The sequence below is a fragment of the Bacillus sp. GW823-FHT06A11 genome (genome assembly GCF_058795355.1).
In genome coordinates this window covers 189,130-207,114 of record NZ_JBXAHS010000008.1, presented here as the reverse complement: position 1 = coordinate 207,114, position 17,985 = coordinate 189,130, and the positions used below count along the sequence as shown (strand labels likewise).

Annotated in this window: 16 protein-coding genes; 4 read left to right on the top strand and 12 right to left on the bottom strand. The window is 35.3% G+C overall.

All coding sequences use genetic code 11. The features are described 5' to 3' along the window. The first annotated feature begins 600 nt into the window (after window positions 1-600). The gene (locus tag AC1Q8L_RS26785; RefSeq protein WP_086387524.1) at window positions 601-3,645 is read left to right on the top strand and encodes an efflux RND transporter permease subunit; all 3,045 of its coding nucleotides are present in this window, start codon (window positions 601-603) and stop codon (window positions 3,643-3,645) included. Between the two features lie 44 nt (window positions 3,646-3,689). Here the strand turns inward: AC1Q8L_RS26785 and AC1Q8L_RS26780 are convergent, their stop codons facing one another. The 4 genes from AC1Q8L_RS26780 to AC1Q8L_RS26765 form a co-directional block, all read right to left on the bottom strand. Continuing rightward, a complete protein-coding gene (locus tag AC1Q8L_RS26780) occupies window positions 3,690-4,214 on the bottom strand; it encodes a P-loop nucleotide/nucleoside kinase family protein (RefSeq protein ID WP_000465757.1) in 525 nt (174 codons plus the stop codon). Window positions 4,215-4,350: 136 nt separating this feature from the next. Further along, a complete protein-coding gene (gene pstA / locus AC1Q8L_RS26775; RefSeq protein ID WP_000994139.1) occupies window positions 4,351-5,271 on the bottom strand; it encodes a phosphate ABC transporter permease PstA in 921 nt (306 codons plus the stop codon). Between the two features lie 2 nt (window positions 5,272-5,273). Then, window positions 5,274-6,164: a phosphate ABC transporter permease subunit PstC gene (gene pstC, locus AC1Q8L_RS26770; RefSeq protein ID WP_000676676.1), complete on the bottom strand. Its 891-nt coding sequence runs from the start codon at window positions 6,162-6,164 to the stop codon at window positions 5,274-5,276. A gap of 71 nt (window positions 6,165-6,235) precedes the next feature. Beyond that, a complete protein-coding gene (locus AC1Q8L_RS26765) occupies window positions 6,236-7,138 on the bottom strand; it encodes a phosphate ABC transporter substrate-binding protein PstS family protein (RefSeq protein WP_000245112.1) in 903 nt (300 codons plus the stop codon). Between the two features lie 509 nt (window positions 7,139-7,647). Here AC1Q8L_RS26765 and AC1Q8L_RS26760 point away from each other — a divergent pair. The 3 genes from AC1Q8L_RS26760 to AC1Q8L_RS26750 are packed head-to-tail and all read left to right on the top strand — an operon-like array spanning window position 7,648 to window position 10,002. After that, window positions 7,648-7,905: a FeoA family protein gene (locus AC1Q8L_RS26760; protein ID WP_000252989.1), complete on the top strand. Its 258-nt coding sequence runs from the start codon at window positions 7,648-7,650 to the stop codon at window positions 7,903-7,905. Beyond that, window positions 7,902-8,624, top strand: coding sequence for a FeoB small GTPase domain-containing protein (locus tag AC1Q8L_RS26755; protein WP_000033865.1), 723 nt, complete (start codon window positions 7,902-7,904; stop codon window positions 8,622-8,624). Before AC1Q8L_RS26760 ends, AC1Q8L_RS26755 begins: the two co-directional genes overlap by 4 nt. Next, window positions 8,602-10,002 carry a nucleoside recognition domain-containing protein gene (locus AC1Q8L_RS26750; RefSeq protein ID WP_000443602.1) on the top strand — a complete coding sequence of 467 codons (1,401 nt, stop codon included), beginning with the start codon at window positions 8,602-8,604 and terminating at the stop codon, window positions 10,000-10,002. The genes AC1Q8L_RS26755 and AC1Q8L_RS26750 overlap by 23 nt, the downstream gene beginning before the upstream one ends. Before the next feature lie 62 nt (window positions 10,003-10,064). Here AC1Q8L_RS26750 and AC1Q8L_RS26745 read toward each other — a convergent pair whose 3' ends face one another. The 8 genes from AC1Q8L_RS26745 to AC1Q8L_RS26710 all read right to left on the bottom strand — a co-directional run bounded on the left by AC1Q8L_RS26745 (window position 10,065) and on the right by AC1Q8L_RS26710 (window position 17,755). Continuing rightward, the gene (locus tag AC1Q8L_RS26745; RefSeq protein ID WP_000493991.1) at window positions 10,065-10,202 is read right to left on the bottom strand and encodes a hypothetical protein; all 138 of its coding nucleotides are present in this window, start codon (window positions 10,200-10,202) and stop codon (window positions 10,065-10,067) included. An 11-nt stretch (window positions 10,203-10,213) separates the two neighbouring features. Continuing rightward, window positions 10,214-11,380, bottom strand: coding sequence for a spore germination protein GerLC (gene gerLC / locus AC1Q8L_RS26740; protein ID WP_000681631.1), 1,167 nt, complete (start codon window positions 11,378-11,380; stop codon window positions 10,214-10,216). Next, entirely contained in the window at window positions 11,364-12,488 is a 1,125-nt protein-coding gene (gerLB, locus tag AC1Q8L_RS26735; RefSeq protein ID WP_000802008.1) for a spore germination protein GerLB, read from the bottom strand. The genes gerLC and gerLB overlap by 17 nt, the downstream gene beginning before the upstream one ends. After that, complete coding sequence (gene gerLA, locus AC1Q8L_RS26730) at window positions 12,489-13,967, bottom strand: spore germination protein GerLA (RefSeq protein ID WP_002060757.1); 1,479 nt, start codon at window positions 13,965-13,967, stop codon at window positions 12,489-12,491. Between the two features lie 101 nt (window positions 13,968-14,068). Then, entirely contained in the window at window positions 14,069-15,541 is a 1,473-nt protein-coding gene (locus AC1Q8L_RS26725) for a sodium:solute symporter family protein (protein ID WP_000125935.1), read from the bottom strand. Then, window positions 15,538-15,735 (bottom strand): DUF3311 domain-containing protein, encoded by a 198-nt coding sequence (locus AC1Q8L_RS26720; RefSeq protein WP_000719836.1) that lies wholly within the window; start codon window positions 15,733-15,735, stop codon window positions 15,538-15,540. Before AC1Q8L_RS26720 ends, AC1Q8L_RS26725 begins: the two co-directional genes overlap by 4 nt. A gap of 1 nt (window position 15,736) precedes the next feature. After that, the gene (locus tag AC1Q8L_RS26715) at window positions 15,737-16,912 is read right to left on the bottom strand and encodes an amidohydrolase (RefSeq protein WP_000382086.1); all 1,176 of its coding nucleotides are present in this window, start codon (window positions 16,910-16,912) and stop codon (window positions 15,737-15,739) included. A 132-nt stretch (window positions 16,913-17,044) separates the two neighbouring features. Beyond that, window positions 17,045-17,755, bottom strand: a complete 711-nt coding sequence (locus AC1Q8L_RS26710) for a C39 family peptidase (RefSeq protein WP_000734491.1) — start codon at window positions 17,753-17,755, stop codon at window positions 17,045-17,047. Window positions 17,756-17,985: the final 230 nt, after the last annotated feature.

The following is a 17,985-nucleotide window of genomic DNA, read 5'->3' as shown; positions in this document are numbered from 1 at the left end:
TAAAGTTAGTTTGTCTAGCATCTAAAAATAAAAATTGACGTTTCACGTTGTTTGTTTCGTTCAGTTTTCAAAGAACTTGTCCGCCGCTTCAGAAGCGACTTCATCATATTAACATCTTCATTTTTCGATGTCAACTAAGTTTTTAAATTTCTTTTTTGTCGTTTTCTGCGTTTCCGCATCAGCGACGTTTATTAATATACCATCATGATTTTTAAATAACAAGTGTTTTTTATAAAAAACACAAAAAAATTATCTATCCTACTTTCTTCTATAGAAAGAATTATTATCCTTCCTACTAAAAATAGTTATTCTGATTGTATACTACTACACTTCATTCAACCAAATTGCATTTCACAATACCTTCCCAGGTTTTCATTCTCTTCTATATTAAAGTTTATAATAATTATCCTTCTATAGAATAACGATATAACTTAGCCGTAAGAAAAAATCCCATCCACATTAAACAATTTCAATGCAAATATAAACTTAAGAATATTATTAGAATTTTTTTACATTTAATTAATGTAAAATATCCATTTTTTGTTATATAGTAAGAAAGGATGTACTCAACTATAAATAAACCAATGGAGGAATTATTTTATGGATAGGTTAACAAAGTTTTCATTAAAAAACCGAGCTGCCATTATCATCATGATTTTTCTCATTTCCATACTCGGTGTTTATTCCGGCTCTAAATTACCTATGGAATTTTTACCAAGTATCGACAATCCAACAATTACCGTCACAACCTTATCTCAAGGACTCGACGCTGAAACGATGACAAAGGATGTAACTGATCCTCTCGAAAAACAATTTCGCAATTTAGAACACGTCGACACCATTACTTCTTCTACATACGAGGGATTATCACGTATCGACATTGCGTATACATCAAAAGCAAACATGAAAGATGCAGCACGCGAAGTCGAAAAAGCCGTCAATACAATTAAATTACCTAAAGATGTAACCAAGCCCGTAGTTAGTCAACTAAACACTTCTATGATTCCACTCGCCCAAATTACTATCCAGAAACAAAACGGGTTTTCAAAAGCAGATGAAAAACAAATTGAAAAAGAAATCGTACCACAACTCGAAAACATTGATGGTGTTGCTAATGTTATGTTTTTCGGAAAATCCACCTCTGAATTATCTATCGTACTTGATCCGAACCAATTAAAAAACAAAAACGTAACATCACAGCAGGTACTCACTGTTTTACAAGGAAAAGAAACTTCTACTCCAGCTGGGGCAATTACTGTTAATCAGGAAGAATACAACCTCCGCATCATTGGGGACATAAAAAATGTAAATGACATTAAAAACATCACTGTGGTACCCCAAGTGAAATTGCAAGACATTGCTCAAATCGAAATCAAACAACACTACGATACAATCTCACATATAAACGGAGAAGAAGGCACTGGATTAATCATCATGAAAGAACCGAGCAAAAATGCAGTTGCAATTGGAAAAGAGATTGATAAAAAAGTTAAAGAGATAAATAAGGAATATAAAAATCAGTTTTCCATTAAACTTTTGGCCTCAACCCATGAACAAGTTGAAAATGCTGTTACTAGCATGGGAAAAGAAGTAATACTTGGAGCAATCGCTGCAACTCTAATTATCTTAATCTTTTTACGTAACTTCCGAACAACACTCATCGCTGTTGTCAGTATTCCATTATCTATTTTATTAACACTCTTTTTACTACATCAATCTAACATCACACTTAACATTTTAACCCTTGGTGGTTTAGCTGTTGCGGTTGGACGTCTCGTCGATGATAGTATCGTTGTCATCGAGAATATTTTCCGCCGTTTACAAAAAGATTCTTTCTCTAAAAATATTATTCTTGATGCAACAAAAGAAGTCGCCGTCGCAATTACTTCTTCTACTTTAACAACGGTCGCTGTTTTTTTACCTATCGGCCTCGTATCAGGAGCAATCGGAAAATTAATGTTACCTATGGTATTAGCAGTTGTATATTCTATTCTATCATCCTTAATCGTTGCACTCACAGTCGTTCCACTTATGGCTTTTTTACTACTCAAAAAAACAAAGCATCGAAAGCCAAGTTCTTCATCACGATATGTCGCTACGTTAAATTGGTCTCTTTCTCATAAATTCATTATTCTACTTACTGCATTTTTATTATTTGCAGGATCAATTGCAGCCTATATATTACTACCGAAAGCAAACATAAAATCTGAGGACGACACAATGTTATCTATTAACATGACATTTCCAGCCGATTATAATGCTGAAGCTCAAAAACAAAAAGCATTTGATTTCGAAAAGAAATTACTTTCTAATTCAGATGTAACAGACGTTATTTTACGAATGGGATCTAGCGCAGAAGATGCACAATGGGGGCAAACAACTAAAAATAACCTTGCTAGTATATTTGTAGTCTTTAAAAAAGGTTCTGATATTGATCAATATATTAAAGAGTTAAAAAAGGAAAATAAAACTTTTGAGCCTGCTGAACTTGATTATATAAAAACAAGTTATTCAAGCTCTGGCGGCGGCAACAACTTACAATTTAACGTAACAGCTACTAACGAAGCGGATTTAAAAGAGACGGCTACTATCGTCGAAACAAAACTAAAAAGCATGGATGATCTTTCTAAAGTAAAAACGAATTTAGAAGACTCTAAGAAAGAATGGCAAATTCATATTGATCAAACAAAGGCCGAACAACTAGGTTTAACACCAGAAATAGCTGCGCAACAAGTAGCATTCCTTATGAAGAAGTCACCTATTGGCGAAATTACAATTAATAATGAAAAAACTACTATTATGATAGAACATAAAAAGGAAAACATTACCAAAAAAGAAGATATTTTAAATACAAACATACTATCACCTACTAATGGACCAATTCCTTTAAAAGACATCGCAACTATTTCAGAAAAACAAACGCAAACAGAAATTTTCCATAAAGACGGAAAAGAAACAATTCAAATTACCGCCGAAGCTTCAAATGAAGATTTGAGTAAAGTAAACACAGCAGTAAATAAAGCGATAACTGACTTAGATTTACCTAGCGGTTCAAAAGTAAATATCGCAGGAGCTACTGAATCTATGCAAGAGAATTTTACAGATTTATTCAAAATTATGGGGATTGCAATCGGGATTGTATATTTAATTATGGTTATCACCTTCGGGCAAGCACGCGCTCCTTTTGCAATCCTATTCTCCTTACCGTTAGCTGCTGTCGGTGGTATTTTAGGATTAATCATCTCAAGAACACCTGTTGATATAAATTCCTTGATTGGCGCATTAATGTTAATCGGGATTGTTGTTACAAACGCTATTGTATTAATAGAAAGAGTCCAACAAAATCGGGAACACGGAATGGAAACTAGAGAAGCCTTACTTGAAGCAGGTTCTACTAGACTACGCCCAATTATTATGACAGCTATTACAACAATCGTCGCTATGCTCCCACTCCTATTTGGCCAATCCCAAGCAGGAAGTATGGTATCAAAAAGTTTAGCCGTCGTTGTCATCGGCGGTTTGGCAGTCTCGACTGTTCTTACATTAGTAGTCGTTCCAGTTATGTATGAACTATTAGATAAAGTCGGGAGAAAAAGACGCTCCCGTAGGAAAATAAGCACTTCTACAGAAACACCTGATATTTAAAAACAAAAGACGTTATCTTCACAAATGAAGATAACGTCTTTTCTCTACTTAGTCATATAATCCATCATTTTTTCCACATATTGCTCTATAGGTTTACTAGAATCCACAATAAGGTATTCATTATTTAAAGGTCTTTGACTACCATTTAACCACTTTTCAAAACCTACTTCCGACTCCACCTTTTCAATTTGACTGATCATACGCTTACGTATTTGCAGTCTCCTATTAATCTCTTCCATATCATTAAGATAACACTCAATATATTTATATTTCACACCATGTTTAGTTGATAATTTAATTCCTTTTTCAACCATTCCCTCATATAAACACGGACTATCCAATATAACACTATGCCCTTGTTCTAAATAAGAATCAATCAATACCCATTCGGCATCATACGCAAGCCCACCAACAATCGTTGATTCAATTCCTTTTACTTTTAATGATTTTAACAACGCGGATTTCAAAACATCATGATCTATAATTACAGCACCTGTTAATTTCGCTATATACTTAGAAACTGTCGATTTTCCTGACCCAGGAAAACCTGACATTTGCAGAAAAAACAAATTAAAACTCCTCTCTAAATTACATCTGTTCTTCTTTATAATTAATCACAAATTCAACAATCATTACATCCATTCCTTCTATATTAAAATACAAAAGAACCCCCTACTTATAAAATAGCGAGTTCTTCTTTATAATTTATGCCGCTTTTACCTTTTTCGTTGCTTTACTTTTTCTTTTCGTTCCTGTAAAGCGCTTGTGTAATATAGATGCTATCAAGCGTGAAATAACATTGAATAGTAATACCATAATAATTAATACAGCTGCAGATTTTGTCGCAATCAACTTCGCATCTGGAATAACTCCTTCAGAATTTAATTTCCAAATGTGAACCGCTAATGTTTCAGCTGGTCTAAACGGATTTAAAGGATGCGCAGGACTTGAGAAATCCGCTGCTGAATTTAAAATCGGGGATGTTAAACCCGCTGTGTAAATTAATGCTGCCGCTTCCCCAAATATACGACCCGCCGCTAAAATAATCCCTGTAATAATTTGTGGTAATGACGATGGGATAATAATACGAGCGATTGTTTGCCACTTCGTTGCACCTAATCCAAGACTTGCCTCTTTTACATTATGAGGAACTTCTGAAATCGCATTTTCACAAACACGCGTTAAACCTGGTAAATTTAAAATAGTTAAAGCAAGAGCACCACCCATTACTGTGTATCCCCAACCTGTCATTGTAACGAACACTAACAAACCAAATAAACCAACAACAATAGAAGGTAAAGACGCCATCGTCTCTATACATAGACGAACAAAATTTAAAAAACGTCCTTGTTTTGCGTACTCTGCTAAATATATTCCAGCACCTAATCCAAGAGGAATAGATATAATAAGCGTTATAACAAGCATGTAGAAGGAATTGAATAACTGCGGACCAATCCCACCACCAGCTCTTGTATTGCTTGGTTCTCCAAACAAGAAATTAGGATCCCAAAATCCCCATCCCTTTTGTAAAATCTCAAATACTAAGAACACTAGCAAAGCTACAACTAAAGCCGCAACCGCATAAAAGATACCCGTCCAAACTTTATTTACCGTTCTTGCATTCATTATTATCGCTCACCTCTTTGCCCAATCGCTCGAATTACTAAAATAAACAGGAATGAAATAACAAGTAAAATCATCGCTAAAGTCCATAGCGCATTGTTCCAAGCAGTTCCGTTCAATGTATTCGTCATGTCCATTGTTAAAATACCAGTTAACGTCGCTGTCGGACTATATATTCCTTCTGGTAATTTAATCGTATTCCCGATTACCATCTGAACCGCTAACGCTTCACCGAAAGCACGCGCTAAGCCTAAAACAACACCTGTTAAAATCCCTTTTTTCGCAGCAGGAACAATCACTCGGCTAATCGCTTGCCATTTTGTTGATCCTAGACCATAAGAAGCTTCTAAATAATCAAATGGAACAGAACGTATTGCATCAGAAGCGATACTAGCAATAGTAGGTAAAATCATAATACTTAATACAACAATACCCGCAATTAAACTAAAGCCTACTCCCCCAAACGAATCACGTAATAGTGGTACTAAAATCGTAACCCCTAATAATCCGTATACAACCGAAGGAATACCAACTAACAATTCTAGAACAGGCTTCAATACTTTATTTCCAAACTTTGGCGAAATTAAATTCATGAATATAGCAAGAGCTATAGCAATTGGTGCACTAATAATAACCGCACCTAACGAAACCACCGTTGAACCTACAATGAAAATTAAAGCCCCGAAGGATCCTTGATCAGCATTTGGATTCCATTTTGTCGATGTTAACATCTCAGTAAATGAGATACCACTTTGTGTAAAAGATTGAATACCTTTACCACAAATAAACGCAATAATAGCTAATGTAATTAAAACAATAAAAATACCACAAAACGTAACAAGTGATCTTCCTATATATTCACTTTTCACGTAATTAATTTGTTTTTTCCCCTTCATCACAGGACAGACCCCACTTCACAGATTGAAATGAACAGGACTGGCCTTGCAGCCAGCCCCATAAAACTTTATTACTTATTTAATTTAGACATTGGAATGTAGCCCATATCTTCTACTTGCTTTTCAAAGTCTTTACCTTTTACATAATCGATGTAAGCTTTTGTTGCTTCTTTCGCTTCACCTTTTGTTACCATATACTCGTAAGACCAGAATGGATATTTACCAGACGCAATGTTTTCAACTTTCGGTTCAGCACCATCAATTTTCACTGTTTGTAGTGCACCTTTTTTATCTCCAACCATGTAAGACATCGCTAAATAGCTTACTGAACCTGGAGTAGAATTGATAGCTTGCTCTACTGCACCGTTAGAATCTTGTGTTGTACCAGTTCCATCATTAATTTTCGCGTCTTTCATAATCGTTTTTTCAAATGTAGCACGTGTACCAGATGAAGCCGGACGATTAATTACGTTGATTTTTTCATCTTTTCCGCCTACTTCTTTCCAGTTTGTTACTTTTCCAGTGAAGATATCTTGTACTTGTTGCACTGTTAAGTTATCAACTTTTACATCTTTATTTACGACAAGAGCGAATGCAATACCCGCTACCTTGTTATCTACTAATTCTTTCGCCTTTTCAGCATCTTTTATTTTATCTCCAGACGGAACATCTGAATTACCAATTTGTACTGCACCAGATGCTACTTGGTTAATCCCAGTTCCACTACCGCCACCTTGAACTTGAATAGAAACTTTTGAATTTTTCTCCATGAATTTCTTTCCAGCTTCCTCCGCAAGAGGTAGAAGAGCTGTAGAACCAGCTGCTGCAATCGTACCTGATAATTCTTGTTTTGTATTATCGCTTCCTTTAGCAGTTTCTTTACTAGTTGTATCTTCTGCTTTCCCACACCCAACTAATGCTCCTGCTACCACTAAAGCTGCTAAAGAAAATTTAATACCTTTTTTCATAACCATGTCTTGTACCCCCATTTGGATTATCACTTTTCGAATTCATTTTCTTTCGAACACAAATTCATTGTAGGACAACAATATTATGTGAGTGTTAAGCAATTTTTAATTTTAAGTAAATGACGATAATCATCCTCAAAAGCTAGGAATCCCAACATTTGTAGTTAAAGAAGCAAACAAAAACCACACTAACTATGCTGTAATGTAAATTTATTCTTAACAATGTAAATTCAATGTAAATGTTTTTCTCTCTTTTTCCCTTTTAGTTAAAGTTACATTTACAATTCCGCTGTATTTTGTAACTTTTTCACGCCTAATTTATGCACATTAAAAAGAATTTCAGTAATATTTTTTAGTACAACTAAATAAATTGGAACAATTCTAAAATTAAATGAATATTTTTAAAGTACTAATTGACAGCATCATCCAATGTAGTCTACTATATTACTAACAAAAAGTTTACCTAAGGAAACTTTTTAAACTAACACTAAAAATATAGAGAAGAGGTAACTTTTATGGTATCGGCTAATACTAAACCCCTTTCCGAGTTTAAAACAGGGGAGTTTGTACAAATTGAGAAGATACAATTAGAAGGAACTATGAAACGACGTTTATTAGATTTGGGATTTATCCCAGGGGCAACGATTAAAGTATTGCAACGCAGTCCACTTGGAGATCCGGTCGCTTATCAAGTGAGCAACACAACTATTGCACTGCGCAAAGAAGAAAGCTCCCTTATTTTCGGGGTATTAATAGGAGATGATTTCAGATGAGCAAACATCGTATTGCTTTAGCTGGTAACCCGAATACCGGGAAAAGTACATTATTTAATACTTTAACAGGTTTAAAACAACATACTGGAAACTGGACGGGAAAAACTGTTTTAAAAGCTGAAGGAGAATATGAACATAACGGAAGTAATTATACATTAATAGATTTACCTGGAACTTACTCACTATACTCAAATTCCGCAGACGAAGAAGTAGCGAGGGATTATATTATATTTGAAAAACCAGAAGTAACTGTAGTTGTCATAGACGCAACTGCTATGGAAAGAAATTTAAATTTAGCACTCCAGGTGATGGAGATGACAAATAATGTAGTCATTTGCATTAACTTAATTGATGAAGCCGAGAAAAAAGGGATTGTTATCGATGAAAAGAAATTAGCAAAATCACTTGGTGTACCTGTCGTTAAAATTTCAGCACGTAACCGAGTAGGCATTGGTCATTTGCTAAATGTTATTGCAAAAGTAGCAAATAAAAAACTAATTCCAACACCAATTAAAATTACTTACAGCGAAAAAATCGAAAATATGATTCAGGAATTAGAACCACAAATTTATAAAGTGTTCGGTGATACGTATCCAGCACGTTGGATTGCGTTACGTATATTAGATGGAGATAAAAATTTCTTAACTACACTTCAAAAACACCATAATGAACCACTTGTAAGGGAGGTCGTAATTAATGGAATCTCACTCAGCCAGTAAAGCTCTTCCATTAGACTATATTATTCAACATGCACAAACACTTTCAAAAGAAGATATACGAGATGATATAGTCGGAGATATTTACCGAACATCTGCAAGCATATGTAAAGAATCTGTCCAATATACAAATACTGATAAATTATATCGTTCCGAAAAACTAGATAAAATTTTCACATCTCCAATCTGGGGATTTCCAATTATGCTCGGTATTTTATCTATTATTTTTTATCTTACAATTGCAGGCGCTAACGTACCATCTGATATGATTGCCGAATTCTTCGGATGGGCCGAAGGATATTTAACATCTTGGTTCCAAGCAGCGCATGCACCTGAATGGTTACATGGCATTTTAATACTTGGTTTGTTCCGTGGTATCGGTGCTGTTATTAGCGTTATGTTACCACCTATGGCAATCTTTTTCCCTATGTTCGCGCTATTAGAAAACTACGGATACTTACCACGTGTCGCGTTTAATATGGACCGCTTATTCAAACGATCCGGCGCACACGGGAAACAATCTTTAACAATGGCAATGGGATTTGGTTGTAATGCAGCAGCCATTATGTCAACACGTATCATTGAATCACCACGTGAACGTATGCTAGCAATTTTAACGAACAACTTCGTTCCTTGTAACGGTCGCTGGCCTATGTTAATTTTAATGGCTTCACTATTTATGGCTGCTGGTTATACAGGCAGTATGCAAACATTGGTTACTGCTGGCGTTGTAGTTGGAATGGTTGTAATTGGTGTTATTATGACATTAACTGTTTCTTGGGTACTATCAAAAACAGCCTTAAAAGGGGTTCCAACTCACTACACACTGGAGTTACCTCCGTACCGCAAGCCAAAAGTTTGGAATACAATTGTTCGCGCAACACTCGATAAATCAATCTACGTTTTAAAACGAGCTATAGTTGTTGCTGCCCCTGCAGCTGCATTAACTTGGTTACTTGCTAATATTTTTATTGGTGACACAAGCTTACTTATGTATTTTGTAAACTTTCTAGATCCATTTGCTAAAATGTTAGGACTTGACGGCTTTATTCTAGCTGCATTCATTCTTGGACTACCCGCTAATGAAATTGTAATCCCAATTTTATTAATGTCTTACTTATCAACTGGGGCTTTAACTGAAATAGATGATTTTAATCAAATTAAAAATCTATTCCTAGAAAATGGTTGGACTTGGTTAACAGCGTTAAACACAATGTTGTTCTCACTTCTTCATTTCCCGTGCGGAACAACACTTGTTAATATATACAAAGAAACAAAAAGTGCAAAATGGACATTCTTATCGTTTGCAATCCCTACCGTTATCGCCATTGTTGTTACATTCCTCTCTACACAATTGGTACATTGGTTAGGGCTTGTATAAAGCAAAGCATACATAGAAGGCATCCCCCTTCACATATGCTTTGCACGAAAGAAACCTGAAAATTATTCAGGTTTCTTTTTTTGTACATCAGTATTCCACGGCTGTGCTCCATACGTTGTGAGTTTTTTATGAATGAAATAAATAGCCCCCGGCAGCACCGCCATTAATATCGTGCAACTAATTCCTAATCCAGTAAACAACTTTCATCACCTTATTTCACTCTTTTCGGTAAAGCTGAACCTGAATGTTCAATTGTTGGATGAACGTGAACAGTAATTTCAGCATTACTAAAGTAATTTTCGCCTTGATCCCAATTCTTACTTACCTTTTTCCACTCTTTATAATTATGTCGCTTATACACTTCCCCTAACTCTAGTACATCTACCTTATATTTTTTTTGAACAAGTTTAATTGATTTTTGAATACGCTTCTCCATTTCTTCCGATATATCCTTCTCTAAACGCTTTTCATTCAAAACCTTTTTATGATCACTGAAATGCAACTCAGCCAATGTGCCTTCCAGAGATAAATGAATATCAAACTTTGGTTTTGTAGCATTCGTTGTGGATACTTTAATTTTTCGACGTAACTTATGAATTTCATATGTAATAAGTTGATTCTTTTTACGGATGGTAAAAAAACCTCCAATTTTTTTGCCTATTATATAATTCATCCCTACTGTTTCTTCCCCACTCAAATTGCCTACACATTTATTATCCTTTCCACGAAACAATGCTGCACCGTTCATTTGTACTCCTTGTTTTGTTAGTTCCAGAATAGGTAATACAAAACTTCGGTTAGAGATCATCTTTTCCTGCACCTCACCAATTCTTGCAGCCTCAATCATTTGGGCATTTTTCGGAGGGTGTTCAGCTAACATATCAATATACTGCGCCGGTAAATTTTCAGGCTTGGCACTTTGTTTTAAAATAGCTTCGGCATTTTTATTAGAAACGAACAAACGAATATTTCTTCTCATCTCATGATCGCGAATATATACATCTAACGTATTTTGTAAAATGTATGGATGTGAAAGTAATTCTTCAGAGAAAATAATCACCTGTATATGAGGGAAAAATAATGTACGACTAATTTTTTTGGCGATTATTCTTATTTGTTCAAATACACTATCTGCTTTTGCACTAACATTAATATAATTTTCGCTATCCCCACCCCCTTGTCCACCCTGTTGAGACAATTTACTGGGGAGTACCATCTGATAGGTCCCTTTCATAATTGGATTCGCTTTCTTCTCCTTCACAATATCGTAAGCCGCTCCTACTACAAATCCTCTTTCTTCTATCTCTTCTAACTCAGAACACCCACTCATAAATCCAGTTAAAGCCATAACCATTATAATTTTAAGAAGGTGTTTCATTTCCACCATTCCTTCTTTTTATTTTATATACAATTAAAACGAGCAAAGGAGCTAACACAACAAACCCCATATCTATCCAAGCTAAATAAGTCCCATAACTTGATAAAGTATTTAAACTACTAGGTATCATATTCACCATAAAAATAATAGGGGCACTTATGAAAATAAAAATTTGTTTCTTCACTTTCGGAAACATAGCACAAAACAATAAAGATGCGACGTCATAATACATTGCTGTAGTGTTATAAATAGTAATAATCCAAGTCGTAAAAAAAATCGCATCAAACCTTTCTAAAAATCCTCCACCAATTTCAATTTCTTTCCCTAATTCAATTGTTGGATATGTCAATCCACGTGTTGTCATATACGTAAAAACGCTAATACAAGTTACATAAATTAAAATGTATGACAGCACGTTTACCATCACCGCTTTCGCGACTGCCATTGGCGCTTTTTTCGCTGTCTTATCATTCAGCAACACCGCATAAAATAAAGCTACTTCAAATCCAATAAACGTAAAAATAGAATTTTTAACTCCAACAGCATATTGACTTACTTTCGTTTGAAAAGCTGGTAGTAAATTATTTATTTCCATTAAATTTATATTCAATAAAGAAAGAAGTACTATCGCAATTAAAACAATAGGCAAGAATAAAACATTTAACCTTAATAAGGCTGCTCTTGATCCTGCTATTCCATAAATAACAACTAATAAGAAGAAAAAAGACAGTAGTTGTATTGGTGTATCACTAAATAAATACGTTTGAGAAATAACTGAAATCATTCGCGATTCATACGCTGTCAAAGCAGCAAACGTTAATACTAAAATACTACTAATTGTGTATGCAACAGGCTTCGTCAAATGCGCACTCGTATATTGAACAAAATTTTGTTTTGGAAATAAGATAGCCACTCTCGTCACAAACCAGCCTAAAACTGCGCAAATCAGTCCACCCAAAAGCAAGATAATCCAACCGTCCGAAAATAAAGTTTGGTTAGCGATATCTCTTGGCATAGACAATGCCCCTATACCAATAATGGTCGATGATACCGCAAACCCAATTTCCCGAGATCCAATCTCTTCATCGCCATACTCAAATGGTTTCAATTATTTTCGCTCCTTTGGACGTATTGTAGAATCTTTTGTTTGTAAGTACTCCGGTCTATCTTTCAACATCGCTTTTGGTATGCGAATAAATTCTTCTTTCCAATCTTTATAAAATGCAGGAGCAATTGGAGTTGTATACGGTATACCAACACTTGTTAAATTTGTAATATGAACAGCAAGTGCAATCAGAGCTAGAATGATCCCATACAACCCAAAAGCAGTTGCAGCTAATACAAAGACGAAAAGTAAAATCCGGAACGTAATCGTAATACTATATACAGGAAGCGAGAACGTAGCAATCGCAGTAACTGCAATAATAATAACTAAAAACGGATTTACAATCCCTGCATTTACCGCAGCTTCTCCAATTACAAGACCTCCTACAATCCCTATCGTTTGTCCCATCGGTTTCGGCAATCGGATTCCAGCTTCTCGTATTAATTCCATAGTCAAGGCCATCATTAACGTTTCAATATATGCTGGGAACGGAACACCTTCCCTCGCACCTGCAATTGAATAAGCCAGTTTAGAAGGAATAAGTCCTTGATGATAAGATACAAGTGCTACATACATAGCTGGTAACAAAACCGCGATTATACCTGAACCCATACGTAAAAATCTTAGTAACGTTCCAATCACCCAGCGCTCGTAATGATCTTCTACAGATTGAAAAATATCAACAAACACAAGCGGTGCAATAAGAGCAAACGGAGATCCGTCTACTAAAATGGCCGCTTTTCCCTTCGCTAATGACGCTATAATATTATCTGGCCTCTCTGTATTCAAAAACTGTGGAAATGGAGATAAATTATTATCCTGAATTAATTGTTCAATCGTACCTGTTTCCAAAATAATATCTGTCACTATTGATTGAAGACGGCGATCTAACTCTTTTACAATGTGAGGATTAATAATATCTTCTATATATACTAGGGTTACTTCTTTCTGCGATCGCTTCCCCATAATATAAGATTGGAACCTCAACTTTGGATCGCGTAAACTGCGTCGGATTAACATTTTATTCACATTAATATCTTCATTTAATCCAACTCTCGGTCCGCGTATTAAATCTTCTGTCACTGGTGGCTCTAAACTTCTCTTCTCCCAAGCCCTACTATTAATAACGATAGCAGTTTGAATATTATCAATTAATATAACTGTATCTCCCGCTAAAATCGCATTTATAATATCCGGAAACGTTGTCTTCTTACCCACTTCCGCAATAGAAATAAAACGATCCAATAACGTCTGAACGACAGCCGCTTCATTTTGCACTTCTTCATATTGAAGAGTACGAACTACATATTTATAAACATTATCCTTGTCTGTTAACCCACATAAAAACACAACCGCACAACGTGTAAAACTCCCAGCAAGAACAACTTCTCTAATTGTTAAATCATTAGGTGAACCTAACTCATCCCTAATTTCTTTCATAACTTCAAATAAGTTACCTTCAAGCTCTAACAATTTCCCCACCTAACTTCCTTTTCAACAAGTTTTTAGTTAGATTCCGCTAATAGAAGAAAATATATACAAAAAAGAGCTATCTCTTTGCAAAGATAGCTCCAATAAACGAATTACTTTTCTACTATTGTAGTGTTTTTCTTTATAAATACACCTTTTGTAAATCCACTAACTACAAACATCACAATCATATTAATTAACAATGCGACTATGCCCACATTCAAATCTTTTATATACTGCGGAAAACTCGGAAACATCGTAGCTATAGTTGAGCCAGATAAGGTAATATATGCGACCACTAACAGCCCAACTCCCATTCCTGCAATCGCTCCTTGCTTCGTAACAATTTGGCGCGGAAACAAGCTACATACAAGTGCAGGGAAAAGTTGCGTAACGATACTGTACCCCATTAAGAGAAGTGCTCCTATTGTTTCCCCTCCTTTAAATGTAAATAAAACTGCCACGAGCGTTACTACAGGCACAAATAATTTTGCCATCTTAGCAACTTGTCTATCTGAAGCAGACGGAACGATCGTTCGATAAATATTTTTTGCTAACAGTGTAGAAGCCGCCATAACAAGCATAGAGCCTGGAACCAATGCCGTTAATACTCCCGCACTACCAATAATCCCAATAAACCAAGGATCAAAAGTTTGTAAAGCAAGACGGACTAACGAAAGATCTACATCCGCTCCCTTTAACCCAGGAACTTGCAATATAGCAGCAAACCCTGCGAAAAATACGAAAAGTAACACTAAAGAATACAATGGCATAATTGTTGCATTTTTACGAAATACTTTTTCATTTTTTGCAGAAAAAGCAGAAGCAAATGTATGAGGCCACATATAGAAACCGAGGGCCGTTAATATAATAGTAGAAACAAACCAAGAAATACTCATTCCTTCTTCAGGTAAAGATAAAAATCCTGGTTTCGCTGCTTCTACAGCTTCAAACATCGGCTGAAATCCTCCATAATAATGATACGGTAAATATATACCTAAAAACATAACGATAAACAGTATCATAATATCCTTCAAAGCAGCCGTCCAAGCTGAACCGTGTATACCTGAAACCATTACATATATAGTTATAACAATAGCACCAATCCAAACCGCAACAACAGGTGATACCCTTCCGTAAGACGCTTCTGAAACGATAATTCCCAGTCCCTTTAACTGTAAAACAAGATATGGGATGATGGAAATAACACCAACAATTGAAACAATAAGTCCAAGCGCCTTACTTCTGTATTTCTTCGCAAAAAAATCCGACTGCGAAACAAGGTTATGCTCTTTTGCATACTTCCAAATCGGTGGCAATAAAAAATACGATAAAAGATAAGCTAGAGCACCATAACCTAAAATATAAAAGGTAGGTGCGCCTTTACTATATGCCCAGCCGCTTCCTCCTAAAAATGTAAACGTCGTATAAATTTCACCTGCCATAAGGAGAAAAACAAAAATAGTGCCAAACCCTCTTCCTCCAACTGACCATTGCTCTAAATTCATATCTTTTCCATGTTGTGCCCGAATCCCTAAAAATAGTGCGAGAAACAAAAATAAAATAATGATAAGTAATGCAGTCATTTTACATCCTCCTTATTAGCAGGATCAAACACGTACACAAGCCCCATACAAAGAGATGTAATAAACACTGATAATAATACCCAAAATAATAAAAAGGGCATCCCTAATACGTAAGGAGTAACTGAATTCGCAAATATTGGCCCAACTACTAAACAAAGAACTGGAATAAGCGCTAGGATGTGTATTTTCTTCATCTCATTCTCCTTTACTTATAAAGTTCATAATGGCTGATACAAAGACTTCCACTCCAATCGGTAATGCATCTTCGTCAATCGTAAAACGAGGGTGATGGTGAGGATATATAATACCTTTCTCTTTATTTCCTGCTCCGATAAAAAAGAATGTCCCCGGTGCCTTTTGTAAAAACGCTGAAAAATCTTCTCCAGCCATCGTTGGCTGTAAACGAACAACTCTATCCCTTCCATAAAGTTGTAATGCCGTTTGTTCAATAAGCTCTGTAGCTTCATAGTCATTTACAACTGGTCGATATCCATATTCATATGAAAATGTATATTTCGCTCCGTAAGATTCCGTAATATACTTCACAATCCGCTCAATCTTCTTCTCTGTTTCACCTCGTAATTCATGTCTTAAACTTCTCACTGTCCCTTCAATCTCGGCTTGCTCTGGTATTACATTATGAGTTGTCCCCGCATGAAATTGCGTAACAGATATTACGAGCGAATCTAATGGATTCGTGAGGCGAGATACAATTTGCTGAAGTTGCGAAACGACTTGTGTTCCGATTACGATACTATCCACCGTTTCATGAGGGATTCCAGCATGTCCACCTTTTCCCTCTATCTTAATTTTAAAAACATCCGGTGCAGCCATTGCAGGACCATAAATAACACCTATTTTCCCAACCTCTAACGACGCCCAAAGGTGAGCACCAATAATATAATCCACACCTTCCATTACACCTGCAGCAACCATCTCCTCTGCACCACCAGGAAAATTTTCTTCAGCATGTTGGAATAGAAAACGAATCTCCCCTTTAATCTTCTCTCTTTCTTCTACTAACTTATGTACAACCCCAAGTAATATCGCTATATGTCCATCATGACCACATGCATGCATTACACCTTTATATGTAGAAATAAAATCAAACTCATTTTCTTCATGAATAGGAAGAGCATCCATATCGGCTCGAACCGCAACTGTTTTGCCCGGATGTTTACCTACTAACTTTGCCATCACACTATATTTAGTCGGCCGTGACACTTCTAAATATGGGAATTTCCGAAGTATATCGAACACAAACTGCGATGTTTTTTCTTCTTGAAAAGATAACTCTGGATACTTATGAAAATGCCTTCTCCACTCAACTAACTGATTTTTTGACAAAACAAATTCCTTTGCAACATCCATACTCCTTCACTCCTTCTTCACCAAGTTAAATGTTATTATAACGTGAATTGTTAACTTTTAAAAGAATCTTCTAAATTTTCTGTAATAATAACTCAAAAAGAAAAAGCCACCCAAAAGATGACTTTTTCATTATTATAAAATAGTAATTGCTTGTTTTCCCATTTGCTCCCAAGCTTTCTCAAATTCTGCTCGCGGAACAGCCAAACGCGGATTATTTTTAAGAGGATCATTTACATATACAAAGTTTTGATCATATCCAATTACTACTGCACTATGCTCATAATATGTAATTTTCACTTCACCTGAACTCGTATTCCATGTTTCAAAACTACTTTCAGCTAGCGGCTTAAACGTCGTATTAATAATGACCCATACCGGTGAACCAGAACTAATTACTTTATATATATCTTGCATGTCTCTACCTGTTAAATTAATTACTTTTTCAGGAACATATTTTTCTGCCAAATTAAAAATTGGTTGATTATATACACCATATCCAGGCTCTGCCTTTGTATAAATATTTCCAACAAACCCTTCGTAAGGATTTCCCCGTACGCCATTTTGTTCAAATGGAACACGATGAATTTCGCTAGCAAGTTGCATCTTATCTACTTGTACACCTTTATATTGCAACAACATAGCTAAACTTGTCACTTCACATCCTCGAGGTAATTCTGGTAATTGTTTAATAAACGGAACATCCTCAATCATAGCTGCTTCTTTCATTTCAGATAGAAACTCTAAGCGTAGAACTTGCGCCTTTTGCATAATTTTATCTTTTCCTATAAAAAATGCAGCAGCAAGTATAATCCCAAAAACAAAAAGATATTTTAACTTTTTCATTATAAACAAAACTCCATTAATTATTATTTTACAGACACAACTCTTATCATTGTACCCTTCTTCTTACTAGTTTGCTAGAAAGATCATGTGAATTATCGCTCATAGAATTAATTATAAAAATTCTAATTATTTTTAATAAAAAGAAAAATAAATATACATTTCCAGAATATTTTGCTAAAATCAAAATTGTTAACATGGTGAAGATATCACCATGTTAACAAACATTCTTA